Below are 26067 nucleotides of genomic sequence, written 5' to 3' on the forward strand. Positions count from 1 at the left end.
AAGTTAAGCCTTTTACAGCCAAATTAAGCTGTATATCCCATTAAAATGTCAATATACCCATCATTGAAAAGTGAAACCTCTAATATTTTACATATAGTACATTTGACAACAACTATTCCGGTATGTGAATATCATGTTAACCAAGTTGCAGTTTGAGCGATTAGAGAAAGATTTTAGTTTGCAAAAAATTCACAAGGCATACCCAGCGAGCTGGGTGAATGGGAAACACACTCGGAGACTTAAATGAAAACACAGAACAAAACGCTAATAGCATCGTCGGTGAAAGCGGCGCTATATGGCACTACAGCATTGCTATCCGTTCTCGGCGCAAACATGGCCTTCGCGCAGGAAAATCAAGATCAAGAGACTAGCGATGAAACCGTCGAAATCATCGAAGTAAAAGGTATCCGCGGTGCGCTAGCCACGGCTGCTGAATTAAAGCGAGAATCTAGTACTTTTGTGGACTCAATTACAGCGTCAGACGCAAATGCGTTACCTGATTTATCGGTCGCAGAGGCACTTTCTCGTGTTCCAGGGGTGACTGTTACTCGTGTTGGACTGGGTGGGAACTCAGGGGATTTTCCTTCACCTGAAGGCTCAGGTAACTTGATTCGAGGCCTGGGTTTTGTACGCTCAGAATTTAATGGGCGAGATGCGTTTTCTGCAAACGGTGGTCGTGCACTTGATTGGTCTGCAATTCCTCCACAGCTAATTGGTGGCGTAGATGTGTACAAAAACCAAGCTGCTAATCTCATTGAAGGTGGTATTGGTGGCACGATTAATCTGCGTACTCTTGAGCCCTTTGACAATCAAGATGGCATTGCTCTAGTTGCTGTAGATGGCACCTATACTGATTTAAGAGACGAGTGGGCGCCACAGGTCAGTGGCGTGTTTGGTAAGAATTTTGAGCTAGAATCTGGCAAGCTTGGCTTTGTTGCCTCGGTATCAACGTCAGAGTTGAAATCAATGATTCACGGCTACCAATCGGGTGCACCAATACCACGAAGTAATATTCCCGAATCGGCGTTTGTTGGAGACACTATTCCGACGGCGGGACAAACTGTGGGAATCATCGGTGCCTATCAGCTCAGAACTAACGAGGTCGATCGCGAAAGAGACAGCCTATATTTTGCAGGGCAGTTCAGAAGCGACGACGGTAACTTTGAAGCATTGGTCAAATATATCCGCGTAGAAAATGCGATAGACCGTTTAGAACGAACCACCGAATGGTTACCTGATGCCAATACCGTCAATAGTTTGCAAGTGAGTGACGTGGTTCTTACTCCCTTTAATTCAGAAGGTGTCGCTAGATGTAATGGTAGTAATGAGCCTTCACAAGGGGACTGCGACCAGTTGATTGGCATTGACGGTGGTTTGTTTGAACAAGGTATGGTCACTGATACTGACCGCTCTTGGTTTGGTGCCTATGGAACCGAGGTTACCAACCAGATTATCGGTCGTGACGATACCTCACAAACTGATGACGTGAGCATCAACTTGAAATGGCGACCAGCGGATCAGTGGGTGGTAGAGTTCGATGCGCATCACACTACCGCAGAAGCGACATTCAATGAATTAAGAGTAGGTACGCAAGGTTATCTTACTTTTTTCCACCGTCCAGATTTAGACAACCCTGTGCTTGAATTTGGTATTGACCCTAGAATGAACATTACCGGTAACGTTCGCGATGGTGGCTCGGTTCAGGTGCCGTTCCAAAACCCGACGTCTCCTACTGATTTATCGGGTTACCGCAATGGTTTTGCTAGCGATACCTTCCGCGAAGGTGACGGAAATCTCACGGCAGCCAAACTCGATCTCACCTATGAATTTGATGATAGCGAATGGTTTGAGTCGGTCAAATTTGGCGCAAGGCGTTCAGAGCGCGAGCAGTTAAATCAGGAGGTTGCAGAAAACTGGGCAGGGGTGAGTCAGCCTTGGATCGGCGGAGGCTATACGCCTTTGAATGCCCTCGAGCAAGACGTTGCGCAGCTAGTCGACTTCTCTGATTTCTTTAGAGGTGGAGTGGTACAGGGCGACAATAGACAATTCGTATTCCTACAAGATAGATTTGTGACTAATCCAGAAGAATACTGGCAGTTCATGTTAAACGAACCTGATTTTCAAGGGGCTGACTATAGTCCGTACACAGATGCGAGCGGTGCTCCTCGACGTTCTCAAGATGGCTCATTTACGCAACTTTACGATGGTGGCTCGGTTTCGGATATCGTTGAAACAACCACTAACTTATACGCCATGGTCAACTTTTCAGGCGAATTCGATAACGGCATGTGGTTGGATGGAAACATTGGTGTTAGATACGTAAAAACAAAAATAGAAAGCCAAGGTCAGTTGTCATCTACAGCCTTCGCTCCTGACGTCGACAATACGGTAAATCCCGATGGGACACCGAACCCGCTATACCCTCAAGCGGCGGAAGATAGAGATGCGCCACAAGACTTTCTACCCGAAACTACAGCGCTACTGTTATCACCCACGCAAGACCGGATAGTCGACGATGAAGAAGATTTCATACTACCGTCTATTAATCTTAAGCTAAATCTGAATGACGATATGTTAATTCGATTTGGTGCAAGTAAGGGAATTACTCGTCCAAACATTGGCGATGTTCGCTCTGGACAAACCATACAAGCTGAAACATCACGAGTAGAGTTCCCACCTGCAGATCCTAACGACCCGAACGCGGGAGTCGCTAGGGGGGCACAAGATATCACGCTTCAACGTTTCTTGATTCAAGGTGGAAATCCAAATCTAAAATCAACGGAAGCGGTAAACCTCGATATTTCGTATGAGTGGTACTGGGAAAATGGCGGCTTTCTCACTGTGGGTTTGTTCAAGAAAGATCTGAAAAACATCATTCAGTTTGGTGACGAAATTCGAGACCCAATAACCATTGATGGCGTTACAGTAAACACTGTTTATAGAGGCCAGATAAACCTATCAGAGGCTGATCTAAAGGGTACTGAAATCGCCTATCAAGACTTTTTTGATTCGCTGCCGGGAATTTGGCAACACTTTGGTGTTCAGGCTAACTACACCTACATCGATGCCAATGCCGTACCACCGACCGGAAATGGGCAGGAGTTCCGTTTTTCACCCACAAACTTGTTGGGGCAATCTAGGCATACCGCCAACCTCATCGGGATCTATCAGGATGACAAATTAGAGGTGAGACTCGCGTACAACTGGCGCTCAGAACACTTGAGCTCTTATCGAGAGTTTGTGACCGGTAACCCAGTATTCCAAAATGCCACTGGGCAGTTGGATGCATCGATAAGATACCAGGCCACTGAGAATTTGAACTTCAGCCTATTAATTGCAAATATCACCGATGAAAAAATTAAGTCTTCAACGCAAATCGACGCGTCTGGCAAACGTTACCAGCGTTCTAGCTTTATTAACGATCGCCGCTTCCAAGCGGGTATTACCTACAAGTTCTAGAAGCTAGACCAAGTTGCCCTGAAATGAGTGAATCACTTTTGGGGTGACTTGATTTGAGTGACAAGTTGTTTAATTGAAAGCACAACGTGCCTGTAATTAAGAGGGCGAGTACAGCTTTGACAAGCTTTACTCGCTCTTTTTACGTTTATGCACAGAAGCAACGTAGGGTAATACTCATATCAGTTGAGATTCTTATATGACGCGAGGTTGTGATGCAGATATGCTGAATAGTCCGAACGGCTGATGTGTACGTAAAGCGGAAGTTGCCACCTTTCTCAAGTAGAGGGCATTAATAGATTTAATTTAATCAACTATACAGTTATCTAGTACCCATCCAGCAGCATCTGCGGGCTTGCTATAAAACTGTGACTTCCCATTAGTACACTCCTCTACAGTTTCGGGCATGAACATTTCGGAAAATTCAATAGTTGTCTTTCAACCTCTCTCACTCAAGACTCTAGCCGCCGTCTCCATGATTGCGATTGTTTTTTCGTCATAACCTATCCCGTATTTCTATTTAACTGGATGACTCGATGGTGTTTTCCCATCTTGTTCACTTACATCCTGACATTTCTCTAGCGCCCAACCTGCGGCATCCGCTGGATTTCGATATCTTTGGGATTCATCACCGTAAATAACCTTGACAGTATTAAAAAGCAATTTTCCTCGATAGATTTTAGATGCATTACAACCTCTGTCTTGCAATACTCGGATTGCTGTATTAACCATATCCTCGTTGATATTAGTGCCATATTCCAACACCACTATTTCCTGTTTTTCGGTCGCAAAAATCGGGAGAGAAATAAGGGCAAATAAGAATAAAGATATAAAGTAGTTCAACATATAACCCATAACTGATAAATCCAATGATTAGTAGTTTTACATCTCTTACGGTAGATTGACAGAATCACTAAATTAATTCATTGGAATTTGGGGGCTGTAGCCGAACGACCGCTTCTTGTCTAAAGTGATCAGGCAATCCTAAGTTGACGACTGACCGCTAACGCCCATGTTCTGCCTTACCGCCAGTGGTCAGCAAACTGTGAGAAGCGGAAGTTCGAGCAAAATGTATTCAGTGATTACTATGTGCGTATAACAACCTGCCAGATTTTATAATAGCCTACATCTAAAAATATTTGTTTAAATATGAAACATAACAAACAACAGGGCTAAATCTTGACCTCACTTGTAGCTTTGATATGAGACTAGCCCTTTTGTTTGATTACAATCCCCACACTATTTAACTAAGTTTACTAGCTTTGATTTTTTGAGACTCCAAAGCAGCAAAATACTCAGAGTCATTAGAGTAATATTCCCTGGTTCGCGTATAGATGTTGAGCCAACTGAATCTGTAGCGGAGAATGTGATAGTTAGTGGTGTTATTTCAGAAGTCGAAGAGAAAACAAAACTTTCACCAGCGGCTAACTGGGGAATACCGAATTCGGAAATATCACGCAATAAACTTCCGCTCCCAGAGAACGTCAGAGTTTCTCCGTCGTCAAAACTGCCACCTGCAAACCAGCCAAAGTCATCATCACCTATATTTGAATCCCAATCTATATAAAGCCCATTTATTATGTGCTGACCCGACGTTGAACCATTAACCTGCGCTGATCCCGTTAATAGTGAAGAAGTGTCATTAAAGAATTCCGCATCTGCAAGTTCGCTTGTTGCTTCTCCAGACGAATGTTGAAAGTAATTAACTCCAGTAGATAATCTGGTTGAAGATGTAGAAGATTGAGACGGGTTTACGGTTATTTGATCAAAAGAAGTTGAGGACGTTGTGACATAACTACCTTCAAAAAACCAACTCGTTACACCACTTCCAACATCTCCAAAAACATCGATTATTAAAGCTGCGTGACATGAGTTTCCCCATAAAACAATCAGAAACAAATACTTTTTCATTTTTCCATATCCTTCAGTTCAGTGGTCCATATATGCATCAGGATACAAAGATAGTGCACATTCCTTATGCTCTAAAAAGACGATAGCACAGTCTAATTGTTTTTTCAGCCAGTGAGGAATCAGTCAAATCAAAGATACAATCACTACATTTGATTTAATCAACTGACTGCTATTCGCTAATAGCTACAAGTCACCGAGATCGTTGTGGCGGTTTGCTCACGCCCAACTTCGAGGATTTTCGCATGGAATAGAGAAGGCGAAGTAATCGGACCAATATCCATTCAAAAATCAATAATATGAACGACCGCTTTTTGTCTAAAGCAGAAATTCATAACGCAAAAAAAGACTCACATATGCGCTTGTGAGTCTCTTCAACTGATAGGTGTGTTGTTACGAATCACTGACTACTATTTTAAATCTACAGCAGCGGCAAACCAGTTACATCCACCCCTTTTCCTAAATTGAACACCAAGGTTGGACCTAGCTCTATTTTTGTTTTTGCTGGGATAGCTGCACGTGTAAACGAATTTCATTTTCTTGGTAAGACTGTCCAACTTTGACCGCCATTGCATAGGTTTGCCATTGGTCATTAAGTGCTAATTCCTCGGAAACAAGGTAACTATAGGGCTCGGCTGACAATTGAAGGCCTGCTGTCGCATCGACTGAGCTATCGGCTAGTCTGAGCCATAGAATCATGTAAATGATGTCGTCTTTTTCAATAGTTGTTTGAATGTTAGAAAACGCACCAACATCCCACGGATTTCTTCCTTTACGCTTCACGTCGACAAGTAATGAATCTCCGCCAGTGACTTCTCCGTTACTTAAAGACGTTACCGAATAATTGTCGCCATAGGTTTGCCAAGCGTTTGCGTAGGGGCTGTGAATGAGTTGCGCACTCTCAGGTAACAAACTCACTATTTTGGAATACGCCAAATCTATCTCTTTTTGCCTTTCCTGTGCTTCACCACTTGTACTACATGACAGGAGCAAGAGTAAGCAGAGCCAGTTGAATACCTTCATATCTACCCCGTTATTTGGTTAAATTTGGATAAGGCGTTACGGTTTTTATTGAGCCATCGGGTTGATGTTCGATAGGTGTGGCTTTCATCGAACGCAAATGGGTGATACCGCCAGACATTACCGAATCATGGTAGAACAAGTACCACTGGCCTTGATATTCAACAACCGAGTGATGGGTAGTCCAACCAACGACAGGCTCCAACAAGACCCCTTTGTAACTAAATGGACCATAAGGAGATTCGCTGGTGGCATAGCAAATAAGGTGGCTGTCACCGGTGGAATATGACAGGTAGTAAAGGTCGTTGAATTTATGTAGCCAAGGCCCTTCAAAATAACGACGTTGAATATCTCCAGCAGTCAGTGGTTCTCCATGTTCATCTAAGATGGTAATTTGCTTAGGCGAATGCTCGAAGGTCAACATATCGTCTGCAAGTTTAGCAACACGCGGACCAAGGGCTTGGTCCTCTGCTTTCAAATCGACTGGGGTGTTAGCGTAAGTATTCTCTGGGTAGTGCTCTAACTGTCCCCCCCATAATCCGCCAAAATATAAATAGTGGCTGCCGTCGTCATCTTCAAATACTGCAGGGTCGATAGAGTAGCTGCCTTCAATGGGTAACGGCTGGGCTGTGAATGGGCCTGCTGGGCTATTACCTACAGCTACACCTATTTGAAAAATACCGTCGGCTTTTTTGGCCGGAAAATAGAAATAGTATTTACCATTTTTTTGGGCGGCGTCCGGTGCCCACATTTGTCGCTCTGCCCACGGTACATCGTCAACATGCAATGCCACGCCATGGTCAATGACTTCACCGTTGACGTCAGACATTGAAAACACGTGGTAGTCTTCCATACCAAAGTGATCACCGTTGTCATTAAATGGGATCCCAGCATCGATGTCGTGTGACGGATAAACAAATATTCGTCCGTCAAATACATGTGCTGACGGATCGGCAGTATACACGTGGGTTACTAGAGGTTTAGAGATGGCAGCAGATTCAAACTGTGCTTTTTGATCGTGAGTAAGGTCGGTCATTTAGCTATCCGATGTAATGATGCTTAAGAAGACGCCGCGCGGCGTATAGAAAGTTCGTTTTCAATTTGTTGTTCTAGCGCCCGATTAATCTTGTAAGCGAACAAACATGCTGTGGCTACAAAGAATGGAACGGTCGGGAATACACTGACGATGAGCTTAATACCTTGTATGGTGTCATCAGATTGTGTTTGCAGTAGTGGGTCGTAACCAAAGTGCGCTAACAGTAAAGCAACACTTGCACCGCCAATACTCAACCCTAGCTTGAGCCCAAATATCATGGCTGAGAAAATGATGGCGGTAGCACGTCGTCGATAGCGCCATTCGGAATAGTCCGCAACGTCAGCAATCATCGCCCATAGCAGTGGAATAGTAACGCCATAAAACAAACCGTGAACGAGGTTGAGTCCAATGGCCAGCGCTGGATTATGACTAGGCACCCAAAATAACCCAAGAATGAACAGTGTAGAGAAAAAGAGCGCAGTCATGAATACGTCTCTTTTACCGAACCTATCGGCCAGTGGTTTTGAAAATCCAATTCCAACAATAGACGTGATTATGCCTACAGCGTTAAACAACGAGAATGCGGAGGTTGCTGGGTCTGAAGGCCATTCGAACTTGGTCAGACCTACTTGTGTTAACCATTGGTTTAACGCCGTAATTCCACCGTTGAAACCTGAACCTGAGAGAAAGTCACTCGTGGCAGAACGGTCTAAGTAATATTGAAAGAAGTAGATACTACTTCCGCCTTTAAGAGCCAAAGTTACAAAGACCAATACGGTAACAGACAACATGATCAGCCAAGGCTTGTTACCTATGAGGTCTTTAATGTCTTGATATACTGACCCGCTGTATTCACTGGGTAAAATGACCCGCTCTTTAGTAGTGAAAAAGGTAATAAGAAAGAAAACAGTACCTACAACACAAAACACTGTCATCAGACTATTGAATCCCGCAGCTTTGTCTCCGTCACCCAGTATTAGTACTAAAGGAAGCAGCAGTACTTGAATCACAAACTGGGCAATCATTACAGCAACAAAACGATAAGCAGAAAGGCTGTTTCGTTGCTTCATATTGCTGGTCATTACACCGCTTAGCGCAGCATAGGGTAAGTTGTTGGCAGAATAGATAATAACGAGTAACACGTAAGTGGTAAGGGCATATATCAACTTGCCTTCTGGAGAAAACGCGGGAGTGCTGAAGGCAAGTAATGCACTTACCCCAAATGGTACCGATGTCCAAAGGATCCAAGGTCGAAATTTACCCCAACGAGATACAGTTCGGTCGGCAATAATTCCCATGATGGGGTTAAAAAAGGCACCGACTAAACCACCCACAAAGATGATGGTGGCGGCCGCTGTTGCTGGTATTCCGTAAACATCGGTGTAAAAAAACGCAAGGAAAACAACAAGGGTTTGAAAGATCAGGTTAGCGGCTAGATCCCCTAAACTGTACCCCACTTTTTCTACCACCGATAGCGGCTTAGGCAAATCATTCATTGTGAAAGCTTTGTTATTGTCAATTTTACAATATGTGTAATTTGCGTGAAAAAGATCCCGATGTCAACAGACAAAGTCAGCGTAGGAGAGAGATATTAGTATTCGAAGCTAAACCCAAACTCTCTGAGTTTGTGGTATACGTCTAGATCAAAGCGATACAAAGACGCAGCTCTGTGAGCCACGTTTTTCTGGCGTTCTTTACAGTCTATGAGCAGATTCATTTTTAGAATTTTACGTCTGAAATTCGGCTTGTCTAACGGCTTCTGTAAGATAGCTTCGTAGATTTCTTGAAGTTGTAAGAGGGTGAATTTCTCAGGTAATAAGTTAAAACCTATAGGTTCGTGACGGACTTTGTATTTTAGGTGTTCAAGGCAAGAAGACAGAATGACATTGTGGTCAAAAATAAGGTTCGGTACTTCAAAAACGTCGAACCACGCCAACTCGTTGGTATTTTTGCCCCCAACAAGCTTTGCGTCGTCATAAATAACAAGGGAGTAAAAGGCGACTGTGATAATTCTGCGCTCTGGGTAACGATTAACTTGTCCGAAAGCTCCGAGTTGATCAAGAAACAAATTCTCTACACCACTGGTTTGCTTCACGATACGCGCTGCCGCGTCATTTAAGTTTTCGTCTAGTCGTGCCCAATGACCAATAAGACCCCATTGATTACTGGCGTATCCCTGTGTGTATTTAGCAAGGAGTACTTTTAGCTTTCCTTCATGCATAGAGAAAATTAGGTTGTCTACCGATATATTGTCGATGTAATCGTCACCTAGTATCTCTTCTTCTAAGTGAAGTACGCCTCTGTCGCTCATAGCATGTGTCCTGTAATACCCGCAGCTTACAAGCTTACACAAAATCATTCGCAGAGAAAAATCTCTTGCAGTAATAAACTACCGCGGTTAATAATATGTTATTGTCACATTAACAATAAGAGATTATGTTTAAACTTGCTACCACACTACTTTTAACAGGATTGGCGTGCGCAGCTTGCGTGAGCACGACCAATAACAACTCATCAACCTACTTGAAAGACGCCTTTGCGCCTCACTTCATGATGGGCACTGCTTTCAACGAACAACAAATATCTGGTCAAGCAACAGAAGATGTTCAGTTAGCACTGTCACACTTTAATGCGGTAACTCCAGAAAACATTATGAAATGGGAGGTCATCCACCCATCTCCCAATGAGTATAATTTTGCCGCATCTGACCAACTTGTAGCGCTTGCCAATGAGCACAACTTCTTTTTAATTGGCCATACACTCACCTGGCATTCGCAAACACCTGATTGGGTATTTAAAACGCCAGAAGGTAATCTGAAAGATAGAGAAGCGCTTTTAGCCTTGCTTAAAGAGCACATTTACACCGTTGCAGGCCGATATCGAGGAAAAATTCAAGCGTGGGACGTCGTTAATGAAGCATTAAACGAAGATGGAACACTACGAAATTCGTTGTGGCTGCAAATTATTGGTCCTGACTACATAGAGAAGGCTTTCCAATTCGCTCATGAGGCCGCACCTAACGCCAAGCTTTATTACAATGACTATAATTTGTTTAAACCAGAAAAGCGCGCTGGTGTTATAGATATGGTCAAACGACTACAGGCCAAAAATATTCCAATTGATGGTGTTGGATTACAGGGGCATTACGCGCTGGATTATCCAGATTTGAGTCTGCTAGAAGACTCGATTGTTGCCTATGGTGATTTAGGCGTAGAGGTAATGATTACGGAGCTCGATGTATCAGTGTTACCTTTTCCTGAAGAGGAAGAAATGGGCGCTGATGTGTCAATCAACTTAGCATTACAATCCAAGTTTAATCCCTATGCCAATGGTTTACCTTCGAGCATAAATTCGCAATTGAGCGATAGGTACGAGGAATTGTTCAAACTGTTTTTGAAGCATCAAGATAAAATATCTCGCGTAACTTTTTGGGGCGTAAATGACCGCCAAACCTGGCGTAATGATTGGCCGATGCAAGGCCGTAGCGACTACCCACTATTGTTCGATAGAAATAACCAACCGAAAGATGCAGCGCAATCAATTATTCGATTGACTCAATAAATATTTGAATTTTTCTTAAATAAAACACTAGTGATAAGCCACTTGTAACATTCAAGTGGCATCCTTCCTCTAATCTTCCCAAACTCTTTTTTCTCATTCATTTGTTGAATGAGAAGATATGTATTCCATTTCTCACCAGATGATATTATTGTATCAATGATGGTATCGGCATTTTATATAACCCATTGTTATGAAGCGTGATTAAATAATACTGGTTTTGATTGTTTTAATGCCGTACATTGACCGGATGATGAGTAATGTAGGCTCATCGTTGCATCCTTATCGACAGACAAAAGTTAAAAATAACAATAAAAATTAGGATATTAGTCCTTAACGGAATAATAGATAACGTGAATTGAAAGGCTAGGAAACACAGTTGGCGTGTCTCCTTCTGTCGCCTGGATGTAAGGAAAATAGCATGAAAATCATTGTGTTAAATGATTCGTCTTTGCCTGATCCCACAGGTAACGTCGAAAAACGGTGTGCAGCAACACCCGCGACAACAACACGACTATGTAAAAAAGGCATTTCGGTATACGTCGAATCGAATGCTGGATTGCTTTCTGGTTATTCAAATAAAGAATATGAAGAAACAGGAGCATCTATCATCGATGATGTGAATGATATGTTACCTGAGGCAGATATAGTTGTTGCCGTAAATAAGCCCACAGAAGAACAACTTGCCTTGCTTAAGAAAGGTGCAATCGTTGTTGGGCATCTAGACCCTTTCTTTGAGCAACCGCTAATTGAATCCATCGCACAAAAAGGTTTAACAGGGATTTCTGTGGAAATGATCCCGCGTTCCTCTCGTGCACAAAAAATGGATGCGTTGAGTTCACAAGCCAGTCTTGCTGGCTACGTTATGGTGATGCAGGCCGCGAGCTTATTGCCATCAATTTTGCCAATGATGATGACGCCTTCCGGCACTATTAAGCCTGCCAAGGTCTTTATTATTGGAGCTGGTGTTGCTGGTTTGCAGGCGATTGCAACGGCAAAACGCTTAGGTGCGTCAGTACTTGCTTACGATACCCGCCCTGTTGTCGCTGAACAAGTGGAATCATTGGGCGGTAAGTTCTTGCATATTGATATTGGCGAAACCGGTCAAACAAAAGATGGCTACGCCAAAGCCTTAACTGAAGAGCAAAAAGCGATTCAACAGGAAGCACAACGCGATGCCATAGCGAGCTCAGATATTGTCATTACTACTGCTCAGTTGTTCGGCCGCAAACCTCCTGTGTTGATTCAAAAAGACACCCTTGCCTTAATGAAGCCGGGTAGTGTTGTAGTCGATATGGCAGCGCAATCTGGCGGAAACGTCGAAGGCTCTGTTGCCGGTGAAGTAGCTAACGTTAATGGTGTTACCGTGGTTGGTACAGGCAACTGGAGTCAAAGCGTAGCGCGCGCTGCTACTGATATGTATGCGAACAATGTCTACAACCTAGTCGATGAATTTTATGACGCAGAATCGTCGGCATTCGGGCTAGATCTCGAAGACGATATTCTTTCAGGCTGCGTGATTACTCACGACGGTGCAATCACTAGTGACATGCTAACTAACGCTTACAAGGGAGCTTAAGGCAATGGAAATTATCTACCTTCTATTTATTGTATTGCTTGCAGCTTTCTTAGGCTTTGAGCTTATCCGGAAAGTACCAGCTACATTGCACACCCCGCTAATGTCTGGTTCAAACGCTATCTCTGGCATTACTCTAGTTGGCGCATTGGCGGCTGCAGGTGCTGAACAGAGCTTACTGACGACTATTTTGGGCACTGCTGCTGTAGCCTTGGCAAGCATCAATGTGGTTGGTGGTTATTTGGTTACCGACCGCATGCTTAGCATGTTCAAGAAGAAAGAAAAGTAAGGAGTATGCAAGTGAATGATATCATTACCATAATCAATATTGCATACGTTGTAGCGGCTGCACTTTTCATTCTTGGCCTTAAGTTACTGAGTCATCCTGATACCGCGAAAAAGGGTAACTTTGTATCTTCTTTAGGTATGTTGTTAGCTGTTGTTGTAACGCTTCTAGATCAACAAATCATTAGCTATCACTATATCTTGCTAGGTTTTGTGCTTGGTGGGGCCTTTGGTGCCTGGAAAGCCAAGTCGGTGCAAATGACTGATATGCCTCAGATGGTGTCTTTGTTTAACGGATTTGGTGGGGCTGCCTCATTATTGCTGGGCTGGGCAACGCTAAACGGTTTACAAGGTTCACTGCTTGGCGCGCAAACGGCGGGCGCGTTTGTTTATATTACTCTGTTTTTCACCGTACTAGTCGGGGGTATCACTTTCTCTGGCTCTGTCATTGCTTGGGGCAAGTTGTCTGGCACCATGTCATCGAAAGCCGTGGTATTTACTGGCCTCCGCGAGCTTAGCATCTTGCATTTAGTAGCAATGGTGGTCGTAGCCTATTTGTTTGTGACCGACCCTACTAATCCAGTATGGCTTTACTGCGCTATTGGCCTAGCACTTAGTTTTGGTTTGTGGGCCACTATTTCTATTGGTGGTGCTGACATGCCAGTGGTTATTGCGCTGCTTAACAGTTATTCAGGCATCGCTGCATCGGCTGCTGGTTTGGCAACAGGCAACACTATCTTGATAGTCACTGGCTTACTTGTTGGTGCGTCGGGTCTTATCCTAACCAATATTATGTGTAAGGCTATGAACCGCTCGCTGATGAATGTATTGCTGTCTGGCTTCTCGAAACCAGTGGAAGCCGCTGGAAAAATCGAAGGCGAAGTTAAAATTTTGCCTGCACAAGATGCGTTTTATGTATTAGAAGCAGCTCAAGCGGTATTGGTTATTCCTGGTTACGGTATGGCGGTTGCGCAAGCACAACATGCGGTGCGTGAGTTACAGTCATTGCTAGAAGATAATGGTTGTACCGTAGACTACGCCATTCACCCAGTGGCGGGCAGAATGCCTGGTCATATGAATGTATTGCTTGCCGAGGCAGATGTTCCTTATGACCAACTTTATGAAATGGACGACGTTAACCCGCGAATGGAGAACTATGACGTTGTTATCGTTATTGGTGCGAATGACGTGGTCAACCCTGCGGCGAAAGAGATGAAAGGTAGTCCAATATACGGTATGCCAGTTATCGAAGCTTACCGTGCTAAAACCGTGTTTGTGCTGAAACGATCTGCCAACGCTGGTTTCGCTGGTGTTGATAATCCGCTCTTTTTCAAAGACAACACTCGCATGGTATTGGGTGATGCAAAAGACACTATCAATACTATTATTCGTGAGTTTGGCGACGAATAAATTCATACCCATGGCGAGCATCAGCTCGCCATTCTTTTTTCTACCAGACATTTAACGCAATTTTCGACGTGATTGTCGAATTAATGTACGCGCTTACTAGATTCTTGTTGCAATCTCATTTTTGCACGCTACTATGGCGCCTGATTTTTAACCAGCCTGATTTTCCCGCACCCAAATGGAGTTGAGTTCGCCATGTCATCACCGCATTTTCGTATAGAACATGCTGGCAATTGTTTGCTTTGTACCCTTCGTGGAAAGTGGAGTTTGGCGACTGACATTCAGTATCTTGCGACGCTTGCTGAAGAAACGAAGAGCAAGAAAGGGCAAGCCTATATTCTGATTGCGGATATTCGCAGTTGGCAACCGCCTGAACCTGAACTTATCGAAAAAGTTGTATCTCCCCTTCAGTTCGACAGCCGGAATCAACAAGGTGAGTTTTGGTTAGAAGACGAGCACACTCGTGCAGATTATATCGCACAAAATCTAAAGCCCATGAAGAACGCTTCACTTATTCGGTCTCGCTCTCCCTCTGATTTACTGACTTTTGTTAGTGAAAATTGCGTTAAAGAGACTTATCAAGGAGTCGCTAAGTGGTTGCAAAATAACAACTATTTAATGAATTCTGAATCAAGTGATATTTTTGCGTAGCGCGTTTTAAATTGTTGTCTATAATACCGATCTTTATTGGTATTAAACTCTTATTACTGCCTAGGTCACTGATGTCCTAGCGGGTAAAGTTTCTATTGTAAGGTGACGATATTGTCTGATTGGAGCATTGACGCTGCAGAGCGTGTATATGGCGTATCCCAATGGGGCGGAGGCTATTTTCATATTGGTGAAAATGGCAATGTTCATGTAACGCCAGTACCCACTAACCCGAGTATTCGAATCGACTTTAAGTCGGTATTAGACGAAATACACCAAGAGGGTGTGCAGTTTCCTGTTGTAGTTAGGTTTCACGATATCTTGCGTTCGCAAGTTGCCAACTTAAACACCATATTCAAAGACACCATTGAAAGGGCGGAATATCAAGGACGTTATCAAGGTGTTTACCCAGTAAAAGTAAACCAAATGCGCGAAGTGGTAGAAGAGATCGTAGATGCGGGCGAACCGTTTAGCTATGGTCTTGAAGCTGGTTCAAAAGCTGAACTCATCACAGTGCTCGCCATGAATACTAACGAAGATTCGTTAACTGTATTGAACGGATATAAAGACGAAGAATTCATGCGCCTCGCCATGTTAGGCTGCAAGCTTGGTCGTAAAATGGTGGTTGTTGTTGAGAAGTACAGCGAACTACTTCTGTTGGTTAAAGTAGCAAAAGAGCTAGATGTAGAGCCTATTATCGGTGTTCGCGCCAAAATGACGGTCAAAGGTCGTGGAAAATGGGAAGGTTCTGCAGGCGACAGAGCTAAGTTTGGCTTGACGATTTCTGAAATCATTAAAACGGCCCGTTACTTAGAATCTCAAGGTATGGCACATTGCCTCAGCTTGCTGCACTTTCACATTGGTAGCCAACTCACCGATATTCGCGCTATTAAAGAAGCAATGACCGAAGCGGCACGTATCTATGCCGACCTACATAAGATGGGTTTTCCACTGGACTATGTGGATGTTGGCGGCGGGCTGGGTATTGACTACGATGGTAGTAACTCGACTAACGAGTCGTCTCGCAACTACAGCATGCAAGAATATGTGTCTGATGTAGTATATGGCCTTAAGGAAATGTGCGACCTAGAAGGCGTGCCTCATCCTAATATTGTGAGTGAAAGTGGTCGTGCGATTACCGCACATCACAGTTGCGTGGTCACAGAAATTGTTGGTGAAATCAAATCAGATGCAGCATCTGTTGATGTGACCGAGTGCGACAACGAACACGTATTTTTAAAGAATATTCGAGAGCTTGCTGAGCACTTTGAAGACCACAAAAATATGCACGAGGTTTTCAATGACGCCACTCAATACAAAGAGCAAGCGCTAGACGCCTTTAAGCTACGTGTATTGTCTCTTGAAGAGCTCGCAAAAATCGAAACCCTGTACTGGAATATCATGGCGCGCTTGCAAGCTTGGTACAGTACTCAAGAATATGTACCAGAAGAGCTACAAGAGCTAGATTACAGCTTGTCTTCACAGTATCTATGTAACTTCTCTGTGTTTCAGTCGGCCGCAGATACATGGGCGATCGACCAGTTACTGCCAGTAGTGCCCCTTACCCGTTTGGACGAGAAGCCTACGGTTAATTGCTCATTGGTAGATATTACCTGTGATAGCGACGGCAAAATCGACCAGTTTACTATCGGTCGTGAAATTACCGACGTACTGCCAGTACATCCATTGAAAGAAGACGAAAAGTACTTTATGGGGTTGTTTCTTACAGGCGCTTATCAAGATGTGATGGGCGATATGCACAACCTGTTCGGTCGTTTAAATGAAGTACATATCTTTAGTTATGACGACGATCCTGAAGATTTTTACATCGAAGAAGTCGTAAAAGGTTCATCGGTAGACGATGTACTCAATATCATGCAATACAATCCGAAAGCCATGGCATCTGACGTGAAGCGCGCCATTGATAAGCAAGTGGCAGCAGGTACTATTAAGCCGAGAGAAGGTGTGCGCTGGACCGACTTTTACGAAGATTGCCTAGGCGGTTATACCTACTTGAAAAACAAGTAAGTTAATTGTCTTCTACTTGTTCGAAGTAACGCTTCCAGAATTCTGCGGTAGTGGTGTTGATCATGTTGGTTTCGGCATTGGTCAGCATCACATACCCGGTTTTAAAGTCAGGGGCAAATGCGACATCGGCGCGATAGCCTTTTACCCAGCCGCCGTGATAATTAATGCGATGGCCATCAACATCGTAGATTCGCCAACCTAAACCGTAATGGGCATCTTTTAAAAAGCCTCGCCAACCCCTGCGATTTCTTTCGCGAACTGTTTTTACTCGTGGAGTAGTCACGGCGTCTATCATGTCTGATGAAATTACCGTTGGAAACTCGCCAAGTAACGCTTGTAAGTAAATCGTCATATCGGTGATGCTGGCATTAATCCCTGCCGCAGGTGCAAAGCGATAGTAGTTGTTTTCGACTTTGCCTTCGCGCCAGCGGTCGCGGGTAATGGCAATGTGAGGTCTAGCCCATGACTCAGACCCTTGCAAACTTGCACGCCCAGTACTTGCCGTGGACATACCCAATGGCGAAAATAGTTGTGTGTGAAGTTCACTGTGATACGACGTATTTTGATTACTCAAATAGTATTCAATGGCGCCAAATAAGGCGTTTTGGTAGGTATAGCAATCTCCGGGCGCGCAAATGGGATCAAGTTTGCCCAAAGCGGTGAGCACACGCTCCAGTGAATAATCTGCCTCAATCAAATTGTCGTAGGCATTACGCATAAATCCACTGGATTGACCCACAATATGCTGAAGTTGTAAGTCATCCATTCCCTCTGCAGAAAAGGGGATGTCGGGGAGAAGTGTGGTTATAGGTGTTTCCCAATGAAGACGCTCTTGCTCTACCATTTTGGCAGCTAATAGGCCGGTAAATGTTTTAGATACCGATGCCAACCTAAATACGGTATGTTCGGTGATCGGCGCGCCGTTTTTGTGGGTTTTGCCGTAAACAAAGACCTTGGGAACCTTGCCTTGTTCATAATAAACAAAGGCATAACCCGGTACATTGTGCTTGAGGGCTTCTTTTTTTACGTAATTGGCGTAGTCAGTAATCCAGTCGCTGGCATTGGCTTGCAATGCACAAAGGGCGCATACGCTGAGAAGCATTGTTGAGTGTAATAAACGCGAACCTACTGCGCGCAACATGGGTAACATTGTCAGAGCTCGTAAAACGACAGCCCTGAAGGTGGGTGTCTTTTTTATAATATTTGCGCCGTATTATGCGGTGAGTGTTGTTGATTATCAACTCACCCTCGACGTACAACATTAAACTCCGATTATGTCGCGTATTTCGTTATGTTCCGCGATAAACTCAATCAAGAATGATGAATGGTAGAGTTTGGGTATTAACAAGATGCAGCCATTGGACAATATAGAGCAGTATCACAAGGCGCGAATGAGTCGTGATCCGCGCTTTGATGGTCGTTTCTTTGTAGCAGTAAAAACTACGGGGATTTTCTGTCGCCCTATTTGCCCTGCACGTTTGCCCCAAGAGAAAAATGTGGACTATTACACTACAGCCGCTCAAGCCGTTAACGAAGGGTTTCGTCCGTGTTTGCGGTGCAGACCCGACAGTGCGCCTTTGTCTCCGGCATGGGAAGGCAGTAAAGCAACGTTAGCTCGCGCTCAAAAGTTGCTCAGTGAAATTCCCCTCCAATCTGTCGCACGCGTGGCTGAACGATTAGGTATAGGTGAGCGATACCTACACTCATTGGTGACTAAACACATTGGCTGTTCTCCCAAGCAGTATCAAGATATCCAACGGGTGCTATTTGCAAAACAATTGCTGCAGCAATCACGTTTACCTGTGGGTGATATTGCATTTATTGCGGGTTATGAATCCATGCGCCAGTTTCAGCGTGCGGTAAAACAGTATTTAAAAGTAACGCCGTCGGACATGCGAAAAAACACGTCGCCTAGTACTGAGCTGAAAACTGATATTCACGTGTCCATACACTTTCGCCCGCCGTATGACTGGGACAAGGTTCGCGAATTTCTTGCCCTTCGTGCAATGCATGGTGTGGAGGACGTTACGCTAAACAGTTACGCTCGATACTTTATTCATGAAGGGGTCAAAGGCTATTTGAAAGCGACCATCAATCCGGATAAAAACCGATTTGATGTGGTGATTCGTGTGGATGACTTAAAAATCATTCATGCCGTTATCACAGCGCTGAAAGGGATGTTAGACACCGACGCTGATCCCATGATGATACGTCAGAGCTTGATTGCCAGTGGTTACCCAGCCGCGGATATATGTGAGGGACTTCGACTCCCAACTACGTGGAATGTGTTCGAGAGTGGGTGTCGAGCCATACTTGGTCAACAGGTCAGTGTGAAAGCCGCCGTTGGACAACTCAACAAGGTAATAGAAGCCCTAGGTGAGCAGTATCAATCTGGCGTGTATTTCCCTTCGCCCGAAGCCATAGCGGCTAGTGATCTTTCGTTTTTACGTATGCCGTCCCGTCGCAAAGAGGCGCTTAAAGCCTTTGCTGAACTGTTCCTTCACGGAGCGACTCCCAGCCATGATGACATTTTAGACATTAAAGGTATTGGCGGTTGGACCCTCGATTACCTTAAAATGCGAGGTGAGCGTAATCCAGACGTTTACTTAGCGGGGGATCTTATCGTGAAGAAGATGGCTCAGGCATACAATTTAGTACCTGACGCTGCTGCACCTTGGCGAAGCTATCTCACCCTTCAGTTGTGGGAACGATACAATATTCAGGTACAACAATAGGTAAACCCATGGAATACAATCAATTAATGCCAACGCCCATCGGGTTACTCGAAGTACGAGCCAATGAGCTCGGCGTAACCTCCATCGCGTTTGTTGAAGCGTCTGTTGCTACCTTATCCAATGAGCTTACTGCCTTGGCATGTGAGCAGTTAAAGGAATACTTTGATAAACAGCGCACTGACTTTGATTTTCCCCTTGCTGCAAACGGGACTGAATTTCAGCGTCAGGTATGGGATGCGTTAGTGGATGTGCCCTATGGAGAGACGGTAAGTTATGCAGCTATTGCTAATGCTATAGACAACCCAAAAGCTGTCCGAGCGGTGGGCGCAGCCAATGGTAAAAACCCCATTGCTATTGTAGTGCCATGTCATAGAGTGATTGGCAGCAACAACACGCTCACTGGTTATGCTGGTGGATTAGATCGCAAACGATTTCTACTCAATTTAGAGGGAGCACAACAGGGATTATGGGATTAAAAGACCTCATTGCGTTGTTACTATTGGCCGCCATTTGGGGCGGCTCTTTTATTTTCATGCGAGTGGCAACGCCAGAGTTCGGCATTGTAGGCCTAGTGGCAGTAAGGACCTTACTGGCAACATTGGTGTTGTTACCCTTCTTACTCGCCATTCGTGGACTAGGTGATGTTGTGCGTTATTGGTGGCCCATTGCGCTGGTAGGGCTAGCCAACACAGCGGTTCCTTTCATGTTGTTCAACTACAGCAGCTTGCATTTAGAGGCTGGCGTAAATGCCATTTTAAATGCTACAGCACCTATGTTTGGTGCCATGGTTGCGTGGTTATGGTTAGGTGACAAACTGACTAAATCAGCTATATCAGGCTTGTTCATTGGTTTTGTTGGTGTTGCAGTTATCAGCCAGCATAAATTGGGTGAGGGAAGTATTAGCTTTTTGCCAATATTGACCGCCCTATTAGCCACTCTGGGCTACGGTATTGCCGCCAGCATGATGAAAAAGTGGCTACATTCAGTACGTCCACTGGTAGTGGCAACAGGAAGCCAGGCATTTGCTACGGTTATGCTTGCACCGTTCGCATTAGCTACCCTGCCAGAAACTATGCCGAGTCAAATAGCGTGGTTAAATACTATCGCGCTAGCGATTGGTGGGACTGGTATTGCTTACATCCTCTATTTTAAATTAATCGCTGATGTGGGACCTGCAAAGGCCATTACCGTTGCTTATCTGGTTCCGCTGTTTGGTTTGTTGTGGGGCGTGTTGTTCTTACAGGAGCATATTTCACTACAAACCCTGATTGGCGGTGGATTAATACTGTTAGGGGTAGCTATGACAACCGGTGTGTTACAGCGACTAAAAGGCTCATTAGGTCGTCGTCATGCGTCTAATCAATAAGCTGTAATCGCACTAGGTTTTTGCCATCACGTTTAGCTTGGTATAAGGCATCTTCTGCATGGGCTGTTACTTCGTTCATTGGGCGCATACTTGCAGTAAATGAAATACCAAACGACGCCGTTAACGGAAGCTGAGGATGAGAACTAACTGGAGTAAGTGTTGCTATACCGTGGCGCAGGTTTTGCGCCATTTCCCGTGCCTCATGTGGTCCGGTTTGCGGCAGTAATAAGATAAACTCGTCTTTATTCCAGCGACCCAGAATATCTTGCTCACGAGCATTGTCTGACAAGTAAGCAACGACTTTGTCTAATACTTCCTCGCCCGTTTCTTTGCCATAGGTGTCGCACATGGTGTAGTAATCATCAATACTGATGAGTGCAATACTGACAGACTTCTGATCTTTCACGAGTGAGTCATAGGCTAATTCGAGGTTTTCTCTTTCGGGTAATGTGCTTGCGTGTCTAACGATAATGTCTGGCTGCATGTCACGTCTGAAGTAGTACAGCAGATTGTAGATAAGCAGGAACAGCGAAAAAATAATGACCAAAATAGTCACTACGCTAAAGATAAATGCTTGAGATATTTCAGCTTGGCGATCGGTTAGCGGGCTTAATAAAAATACGGTCCAACCAAACTGATTTAGCTTAACTTCGGCAATGAGGTAATCTTTTTCGTTAATAGTTACCAATTTGTTATTTAACGCTTGGTCATTTTGTACGTTAAGCGGTAGCTCGGTGTACCACGGCAGTTCACGCAAGTTTGTGAAATTCGAATAGCTAGCGTTGAGGGATGCGTCAGACGACAGCATAATATCGCCAGTATTATCGACGAACAAAAAGTCATAGCCATATTCCTCTTTGTACGTTTCAAAAATCTCTAAAAAGCTCTTGAGACTTTTACCTACGCCAAAAAATCCAAGGAACTCTTCGTTGTCATTGTAGATTTTTATGTCGATATAAAAGTGAGTGTCTTCCCACTTTCCTATATCGGCAACGGCATCTGCCGGATAGTCTTTGTACTTAAAGTACCAACTCACATCACCTTCGACCAACGAAATGACCGAGCCGTCAGAGTTAAATTGCTTTCGTACGGTTTCACTGGCAATAAAAAAAGATAACCCAAACTCATCTTCCATACGGCTCAACGAACTCAAAACCGTTTGCTCGTCAATAATGTTACCTTCCATTAAGGCAACGAGTTCGCGAGAGTTTCCAAGGGCTTCGGAGGTGTGTAGCGGCTTAAGAATTTGTTCAACAATAAGGGAAATTGCAGGAGATAAAGACTGTTGCTGAGCGCGGCTCTGCTCTGCAACAATTTTAGAAATGCTGAAATGTACAAGAGTGACAATTGAAATAACCACCACGGCAAACAATATAAGAATACTTCGATGTAGTGTTCTAAATGTGTTCACTGTGATTGCATCTCCCTTGCACATAATATGTTTGCTGCCTTGCTTGGCGGATTATACCTGTTCAATAAGTGCACCGCTAGCAAAGGTGTAAATTACCTTCTAATAATGTGTTATTTATGAGGATTTTGTTAAAGCAACGCTTAAAAATAAAAACGGCATCTAACACGACACAAGTACTTTCCTTGGTTAAACTACTATAAAGTGCTAATTCTCATCTATTCGCTCTAAAGGAACAAACATGGCGTTTTCAGTGGTGATTCTAGCGGCCGGTAAAGGTACGCGTATGAAGTCTTCTAAGCCCAAGGTACTGCATAAAATCGGTGGTATTCCCATGGTACAGCGCATTATCAATACCGTTGATGCACTCGATGCTGACGCAATTCACTTAATATACGGACATGGTGGAGAGCAACTACAAGCAGAACTCACTGGCGACAACCTCAATTGGTGTTTACAACAAGAACAGTTGGGCACTGGGCACGCAGTGCAACAGGCCGTGCCTTTCATACAAGACAACGAGGATGTACTTGTTCTGGTGGGTGATGCACCACTGATCCAAAAAGATACCTTAGCGAGATTGAAAGCGGTAAAGGCTGAATGCGACGTAGCCTTGCTCACTGTGAATCTTGACGACCCAACAGGTATGGGCCGTATTATTCGCGAAGGCGAGAACATTACCGCGATTGTTGAGCACAAGGATGCCACAGAAGCGCAAAAAGCTATTACCGAAATCAATACTGGCATGATGATGATGCAAGGTGCTGATTTAAAACGCTGGTTAGGTAGCCTCAGCAATAACAATGCGCAAGGTGAATACTACTTAACAGATGTTATCGAAATGGCCGCTTCTGAAGGCAAGCAAATAAGAGCGGCGCACCCTGAAGAGGTGAGCGAAGTAGAGGGTATCAACAACCGCCTTCAGCTAGCTAATTTAGAGCGTGCTCTGCAATTCAGACAAGCCAAAGCGCTTATGACCGACGGCGTATATTTGGCTGATCCGCATCGTTTTGACTTACGCGGTGAAGTTACTCACGGTACTGACGTTGAGATCGACATCAACGTTGTTATCGAGGGAAAGGTAGCACTAGGTAGCAATGTGACTATTGGCCCTAACTGTATCTTAAAAGATTGCACCATTGCAGACGGCAGCGTCATTGAAGCTAATTCTATCATTGAGCAAGCGAGTGTCGGTGAAAGCTGCACCGTTGGTCCATTTGGGCGTTTGCGCCCGGGGGCTAAAATGCTCGCCAAGGCCAAAGTGGGCAACTTTGTTGAAATGAAAAAGGCGGTGTTAGGTGAGGGTGCAAAAGCTAATCACCTAACTTATCTGGGCGATGCCGAAGTTGGTGCTGGTGCAAACATTGGTGCGGGTACTATTACCTGTAATTATGATGGCGTGAACAAATCTAAAACCGAAATTGGTGAAAATGCCTTTATTGGATCGAATTCAGCGCTCGTTGCGCCAGTGTCTGTAGGCAAAGGGGCGACGGTGGGCGCTGGGTCGATTGTTACGTCAAATGTGGAAGACAATGCCCTCGCGGTAGCCAGAAGTAAGCAGCGTAATATTGCAAACTGGCCCCGTCCGACTAAAAAGAATTAGTCTCAAAAAGCTAGCCAATAAAACTGAGCAAAAAACAACACAATAAAAACAAATAACAAACCCTACTTAACAAAGGATCTAAGCCACATGATACGTACCTTATTAGTAGGGTTTGGTTTTTCCGCCACAACCTTTCATTTACCGTTTTTACGTCATTTAGACGCCTATGGCATTACTGGCGTTGTGTCATCAAGAGCAAATGATGTTAATGCTGTTCTGCCTGATGTTGACGTGTATCCCACGCTAGAGGAAGCGCTACAACAAAGCAGTTTTGATTTGGTGATCATTACTACGCCTAACGTGCTTCACGCCAAGCAGTCGCGTATAGCTCTAGAACACTGTTGTCATGTGCTCGTAGAGAAACCCTTTACTCTGTGTAGCAAAGAGGCCGAAGCCTTGGTGAACCTTGCCCGAAGAAAGCAGAAGAAGTTGTGTGTTTTCCACAATCGCAGGTTTGATAGTGACTTTCTAACGCTTCGCGCGCTAATAGAACAAGGAAAGTTTGGGCGCATTGCCCGTTTCGAGAGTCGTTTCGATAGATTCAGACCCGTACCTCGAAACCGATGGCGTGAAAATGCTGGGCCTGGCAGCGGTATTTTTTGGGACCTAGGACCTCATCTTATTGACCAAGCTCTTGTGCTATTTGGCGAACCTAATCAGGTGAGCGCGAATATTCTCACGCTGCGAGAAAACGGCCAATCAGATGATACCTTTGATATTACACTCTTTTACGACAATCTTGTGGTTAAGTTAGGTAGCTCGGCGTTTCAAGCGGGCAACACTTTGCGTTTTGATATGCAAGGCACGCTGGGTAGCTTTAGAAAATTTGGCTTAGACCCACAAGAAGACCAATTGAAAGCTAGCCTCGCTTTTGAACACAGCGACTGGGCACAAACACCTCAGGATGAACATGGAAACTTTTGCAATGAAAGTTTATGTCAAATAGTGCCAACCTTACCTGGCAATTACCTCGGATTCTTCAATCAATTGGCAGAAGCTATTGTTAATTCTCATGAAAACATTGATTTACCAGCTGATGCAAGTTCAGTTGTCGCGGTGATTAAGGTAATTGAAGCGGCAATTCGTGCGAATGAATCTGGTCAAAACGAAATTTTTTGATCTAATTTCTTGCATTGTGTAAATTATCGATCTAATTTTATTTCATATTGATATTTTATTTCTTTCGTTTTGAAAGTTTTGGTGTTGGCGAAGTAAGGTAGTCATGCGGTGAGTCAGAAGTATTCATTGAAACAACGACAAGACGGCATTGTTGATTGGGTTAACGCGAATGGGTTAACCCAAGTCGACGCATTAGCCGCTATGTTTAATACATCGGCTGTTACTATTCGAAAAGATCTGTCTATGCTTTCTAAAGCAGGGCGGTTAATTCGTCAGTTTGGCGGCGGCGCACCACTACCCAAAAGCGAACAGAATAACCTGAATGGCCCACAATCTTTGTTGGACGATACCGACGAATCTCATTCGGTGAAACAAGGCATTGGCGCTATTGCAGCTAAACAAGTAGCCAATAGTGCTCGCATTGTTATCGACAGCGGGTCAACCACTAAACACATGCTGCCCTTTTTAGACAAAGTGGCTAATTTGGTGGTGATGACTAATGCGCTGGATGTCGCAAATTACCTGACAAAGCGTGAACCCGAACCTACAGTGTTAATGACTGGCGGAACGTGGGACGCTAATTCGCAGTCATTTCAGGGGGCGATGGCTGAACAGCTGGTATCGGCCTATGACTATGACTTTGCATTTATTGGCGCAGCGGGTATTGACGTATCACGGGGCACAACGACCTTTAATGAGCTAACGGGGTTGTCGAGAACCATGGCAAAGTCAGCCAAGCAGGTGGTCGTTATGGCAACCTCAAGTAAGCTGTCTTATAAAATGCCCAATTTAGAATTGGGGTGGCAAAGTATTTCGATGTTGATCACCGACGACGGTATCAGTGAGCAAGACAAAACAACTATTGAACAACAGGGTGTAACGGTGCTTATCGCATCGCCCAGTGGAGAATAATC

The 26067-nt window shown here is 44.4% G+C and carries 21 protein-coding genes; 13 read left to right on the forward strand and 8 right to left on the reverse strand.

What is annotated here, in order from left to right:
* Nucleotides 1-243: 243 nt before the first annotated feature.
* Nucleotides 244-3459, forward strand: coding sequence for a TonB-dependent receptor (locus EYS00_RS01330; RefSeq protein WP_130634771.1), 3216 nt, complete (start codon nt 244-246; stop codon nt 3457-3459).
* 513 nt (nt 3460-3972) lie between these two features.
* Here the strand turns inward: EYS00_RS01330 and EYS00_RS01335 are convergent.
* The 6 genes from EYS00_RS01335 to EYS00_RS01360 all read right to left on the reverse strand — a co-directional run bounded on the left by EYS00_RS01335 (nt 3973) and on the right by EYS00_RS01360 (nt 9731).
* A complete protein-coding gene (locus EYS00_RS01335; RefSeq protein WP_130634772.1) occupies nt 3973-4311 on the reverse strand; it encodes a hypothetical protein in 339 nt (112 codons plus the stop codon).
* 384 nt (nt 4312-4695) lie between these two features.
* Nucleotides 4696-5367 carry a hypothetical protein gene (locus tag EYS00_RS01340; protein ID WP_130634773.1) on the reverse strand — a complete coding sequence of 224 codons (672 nt, stop codon included), beginning with the start codon at nt 5365-5367 and terminating at the stop codon, nt 4696-4698.
* Nucleotides 5368-5853: 486 nt separating this feature from the next.
* Entirely contained in the window at nt 5854-6387 is a 534-nt protein-coding gene (locus EYS00_RS01345) for a hypothetical protein (RefSeq protein ID WP_130634774.1), read from the reverse strand.
* Between the two features lie 10 nt (nt 6388-6397).
* On the reverse strand, nt 6398-7420 hold the full coding sequence (locus EYS00_RS01350; RefSeq protein WP_130634775.1) for a glycoside hydrolase family 43 protein: 1023 nt from the start codon (nt 7418-7420) through the stop codon (nt 6398-6400).
* Nucleotides 7421-7443: 23 nt separating this feature from the next.
* Nucleotides 7444-8916, reverse strand: a complete 1473-nt coding sequence (locus EYS00_RS01355; RefSeq protein WP_130634776.1) for an MFS transporter — start codon at nt 8914-8916, stop codon at nt 7444-7446.
* A 95-nt stretch (nt 8917-9011) separates the two neighbouring features.
* The gene (locus EYS00_RS01360) at nt 9012-9731 is read right to left on the reverse strand and encodes an NUDIX hydrolase (protein WP_130634777.1); all 720 of its coding nucleotides are present in this window, start codon (nt 9729-9731) and stop codon (nt 9012-9014) included.
* Nucleotides 9732-9856: 125 nt separating this feature from the next.
* On the opposite strand from EYS00_RS01360, the gene EYS00_RS01365 reads away from it, so the two are divergent.
* The 6 genes from EYS00_RS01365 (at nt 9857) to speA (ending at nt 16922) form a co-directional block, all read left to right on the forward strand.
* Entirely contained in the window at nt 9857-10981 is a 1125-nt protein-coding gene (locus EYS00_RS01365; RefSeq protein ID WP_130634778.1) for an endo-1,4-beta-xylanase, read from the forward strand.
* A 418-nt stretch (nt 10982-11399) separates the two neighbouring features.
* Nucleotides 11400-12557 carry an NAD(P) transhydrogenase subunit alpha gene (locus EYS00_RS01370; RefSeq protein ID WP_130634779.1) on the forward strand — a complete coding sequence of 386 codons (1158 nt, stop codon included), beginning with the start codon at nt 11400-11402 and terminating at the stop codon, nt 12555-12557.
* A gap of 4 nt (nt 12558-12561) precedes the next feature.
* On the forward strand, nt 12562-12843 hold the full coding sequence (locus EYS00_RS01375) for an NAD(P) transhydrogenase subunit alpha (protein WP_130634780.1): 282 nt from the start codon (nt 12562-12564) through the stop codon (nt 12841-12843).
* An 11-nt stretch (nt 12844-12854) separates the two neighbouring features.
* Nucleotides 12855-14249 carry an NAD(P)(+) transhydrogenase (Re/Si-specific) subunit beta gene (locus EYS00_RS01380; RefSeq protein WP_130634781.1) on the forward strand — a complete coding sequence of 465 codons (1395 nt, stop codon included), beginning with the start codon at nt 12855-12857 and terminating at the stop codon, nt 14247-14249.
* Between the two features lie 192 nt (nt 14250-14441).
* A complete protein-coding gene (locus tag EYS00_RS01385; protein WP_130634782.1) occupies nt 14442-14897 on the forward strand; it encodes an arginine decarboxylase in 456 nt (151 codons plus the stop codon).
* A 111-nt stretch (nt 14898-15008) separates the two neighbouring features.
* Complete coding sequence (speA, locus tag EYS00_RS01390) at nt 15009-16922, forward strand: biosynthetic arginine decarboxylase (protein WP_130634783.1); 1914 nt, start codon at nt 15009-15011, stop codon at nt 16920-16922.
* A 1-nt stretch (nt 16923) separates the two neighbouring features.
* Here speA and EYS00_RS01395 read toward each other — a convergent pair whose 3' ends face one another.
* Nucleotides 16924-18072, reverse strand: a complete 1149-nt coding sequence (locus tag EYS00_RS01395) for a serine hydrolase (protein WP_130634784.1) — start codon at nt 18070-18072, stop codon at nt 16924-16926.
* A gap of 199 nt (nt 18073-18271) precedes the next feature.
* Between EYS00_RS01395 and EYS00_RS01400 the strand changes: the two genes are divergently transcribed.
* The 3 genes from EYS00_RS01400 to EYS00_RS01410 are packed head-to-tail and all read left to right on the forward strand — an operon-like array spanning nt 18272 to nt 21023.
* A complete protein-coding gene (locus EYS00_RS01400) occupies nt 18272-19657 on the forward strand; it encodes a DNA-3-methyladenine glycosylase 2 family protein (RefSeq protein WP_130634785.1) in 1386 nt (461 codons plus the stop codon).
* A gap of 8 nt (nt 19658-19665) precedes the next feature.
* On the forward strand, nt 19666-20133 hold the full coding sequence (locus EYS00_RS01405) for a methylated-DNA--[protein]-cysteine S-methyltransferase (RefSeq protein ID WP_130634786.1): 468 nt from the start codon (nt 19666-19668) through the stop codon (nt 20131-20133).
* Complete coding sequence (locus EYS00_RS01410) at nt 20124-21023, forward strand: DMT family transporter (RefSeq protein ID WP_130634787.1); 900 nt, start codon at nt 20124-20126, stop codon at nt 21021-21023. Before EYS00_RS01405 ends, EYS00_RS01410 begins: the two co-directional genes overlap by 10 nt.
* Here EYS00_RS01410 and EYS00_RS01415 read toward each other — a convergent pair.
* Entirely contained in the window at nt 21013-22434 is a 1422-nt protein-coding gene (locus EYS00_RS01415; RefSeq protein ID WP_130634788.1) for a diguanylate cyclase domain-containing protein, read from the reverse strand. The genes EYS00_RS01410 and EYS00_RS01415 overlap by 11 nt on opposite strands.
* A 238-nt stretch (nt 22435-22672) precedes the next feature.
* On the opposite strand from EYS00_RS01415, the gene glmU reads away from it, so the two are divergent.
* The 3 genes from glmU to EYS00_RS01430 all read left to right on the forward strand — a co-directional run bounded on the left by glmU (nt 22673) and on the right by EYS00_RS01430 (nt 26065).
* A complete protein-coding gene (glmU, locus tag EYS00_RS01420; RefSeq protein WP_130634789.1) occupies nt 22673-24034 on the forward strand; it encodes a bifunctional UDP-N-acetylglucosamine diphosphorylase/glucosamine-1-phosphate N-acetyltransferase GlmU in 1362 nt (453 codons plus the stop codon).
* 87 nt (nt 24035-24121) lie between these two features.
* Entirely contained in the window at nt 24122-25153 is a 1032-nt protein-coding gene (locus EYS00_RS01425; RefSeq protein ID WP_130634790.1) for a Gfo/Idh/MocA family oxidoreductase, read from the forward strand.
* Nucleotides 25154-25261: 108 nt separating this feature from the next.
* Nucleotides 25262-26065 (forward strand): DeoR/GlpR family DNA-binding transcription regulator, encoded by an 804-nt coding sequence (locus tag EYS00_RS01430; protein ID WP_242618610.1) that lies wholly within the window; start codon nt 25262-25264, stop codon nt 26063-26065.
* Nucleotides 26066-26067 lie beyond the last annotated feature (2 nt).

The sequence above is a fragment of the Alteromonas sp. KUL49 genome (genome assembly GCF_006538345.1).
In the GTDB taxonomy this organism is placed as follows: Bacteria; Pseudomonadota; Gammaproteobacteria; order Enterobacterales; family Alteromonadaceae; genus Alteromonas.

Coding starts and splice junctions, on each gene's coding strand:
- EYS00_RS01425 (WP_130634790.1), top strand. CDS start 24,122: ATGATACGTACCTTATTAGTAGGGTTTGGTTTTTCCGCCACAACCTTT.
- EYS00_RS01400 (WP_130634785.1), top strand. CDS start 18,272: ATGCAGCCATTGGACAATATAGAGCAGTATCACAAGGCGCGAATGAGT.
- EYS00_RS01385 (WP_130634782.1), top strand. CDS start 14,442: ATGTCATCACCGCATTTTCGTATAGAACATGCTGGCAATTGTTTGCTT.
- EYS00_RS01350 (WP_130634775.1), bottom strand. CDS start 7,420: ATGACCGACCTTACTCACGATCAAAAAGCACAGTTTGAATCTGCTGCC.
- EYS00_RS01330 (WP_130634771.1), top strand. CDS start 244: ATGAAAACACAGAACAAAACGCTAATAGCATCGTCGGTGAAAGCGGCG.
- EYS00_RS01335 (WP_130634772.1), bottom strand. CDS start 4,311: ATGGGTTATATGTTGAACTACTTTATATCTTTATTCTTATTTGCCCTT.
- EYS00_RS01345 (WP_130634774.1), bottom strand. CDS start 6,387: ATGAAGGTATTCAACTGGCTCTGCTTACTCTTGCTCCTGTCATGTAGT.
- EYS00_RS01360 (WP_130634777.1), bottom strand. CDS start 9,731: ATGAGCGACAGAGGCGTACTTCACTTAGAAGAAGAGATACTAGGTGAC.
- EYS00_RS01370 (WP_130634779.1), top strand. CDS start 11,400: ATGAAAATCATTGTGTTAAATGATTCGTCTTTGCCTGATCCCACAGGT.
- EYS00_RS01395 (WP_130634784.1), bottom strand. CDS start 18,072: ATGTTACCCATGTTGCGCGCAGTAGGTTCGCGTTTATTACACTCAACA.
- glmU (WP_130634789.1), top strand. CDS start 22,673: ATGGCGTTTTCAGTGGTGATTCTAGCGGCCGGTAAAGGTACGCGTATG.
- EYS00_RS01405 (WP_130634786.1), top strand. CDS start 19,666: ATGGAATACAATCAATTAATGCCAACGCCCATCGGGTTACTCGAAGTA.
- EYS00_RS01340 (WP_130634773.1), bottom strand. CDS start 5,367: ATGAAAAAGTATTTGTTTCTGATTGTTTTATGGGGAAACTCATGTCAC.
- EYS00_RS01365 (WP_130634778.1), top strand. CDS start 9,857: ATGTTTAAACTTGCTACCACACTACTTTTAACAGGATTGGCGTGCGCA.
- EYS00_RS01355 (WP_130634776.1), bottom strand. CDS start 8,916: ATGAATGATTTGCCTAAGCCGCTATCGGTGGTAGAAAAAGTGGGGTAC.
- EYS00_RS01375 (WP_130634780.1), top strand. CDS start 12,562: ATGGAAATTATCTACCTTCTATTTATTGTATTGCTTGCAGCTTTCTTA.
- EYS00_RS01410 (WP_130634787.1), top strand. CDS start 20,124: ATGGGATTAAAAGACCTCATTGCGTTGTTACTATTGGCCGCCATTTGG.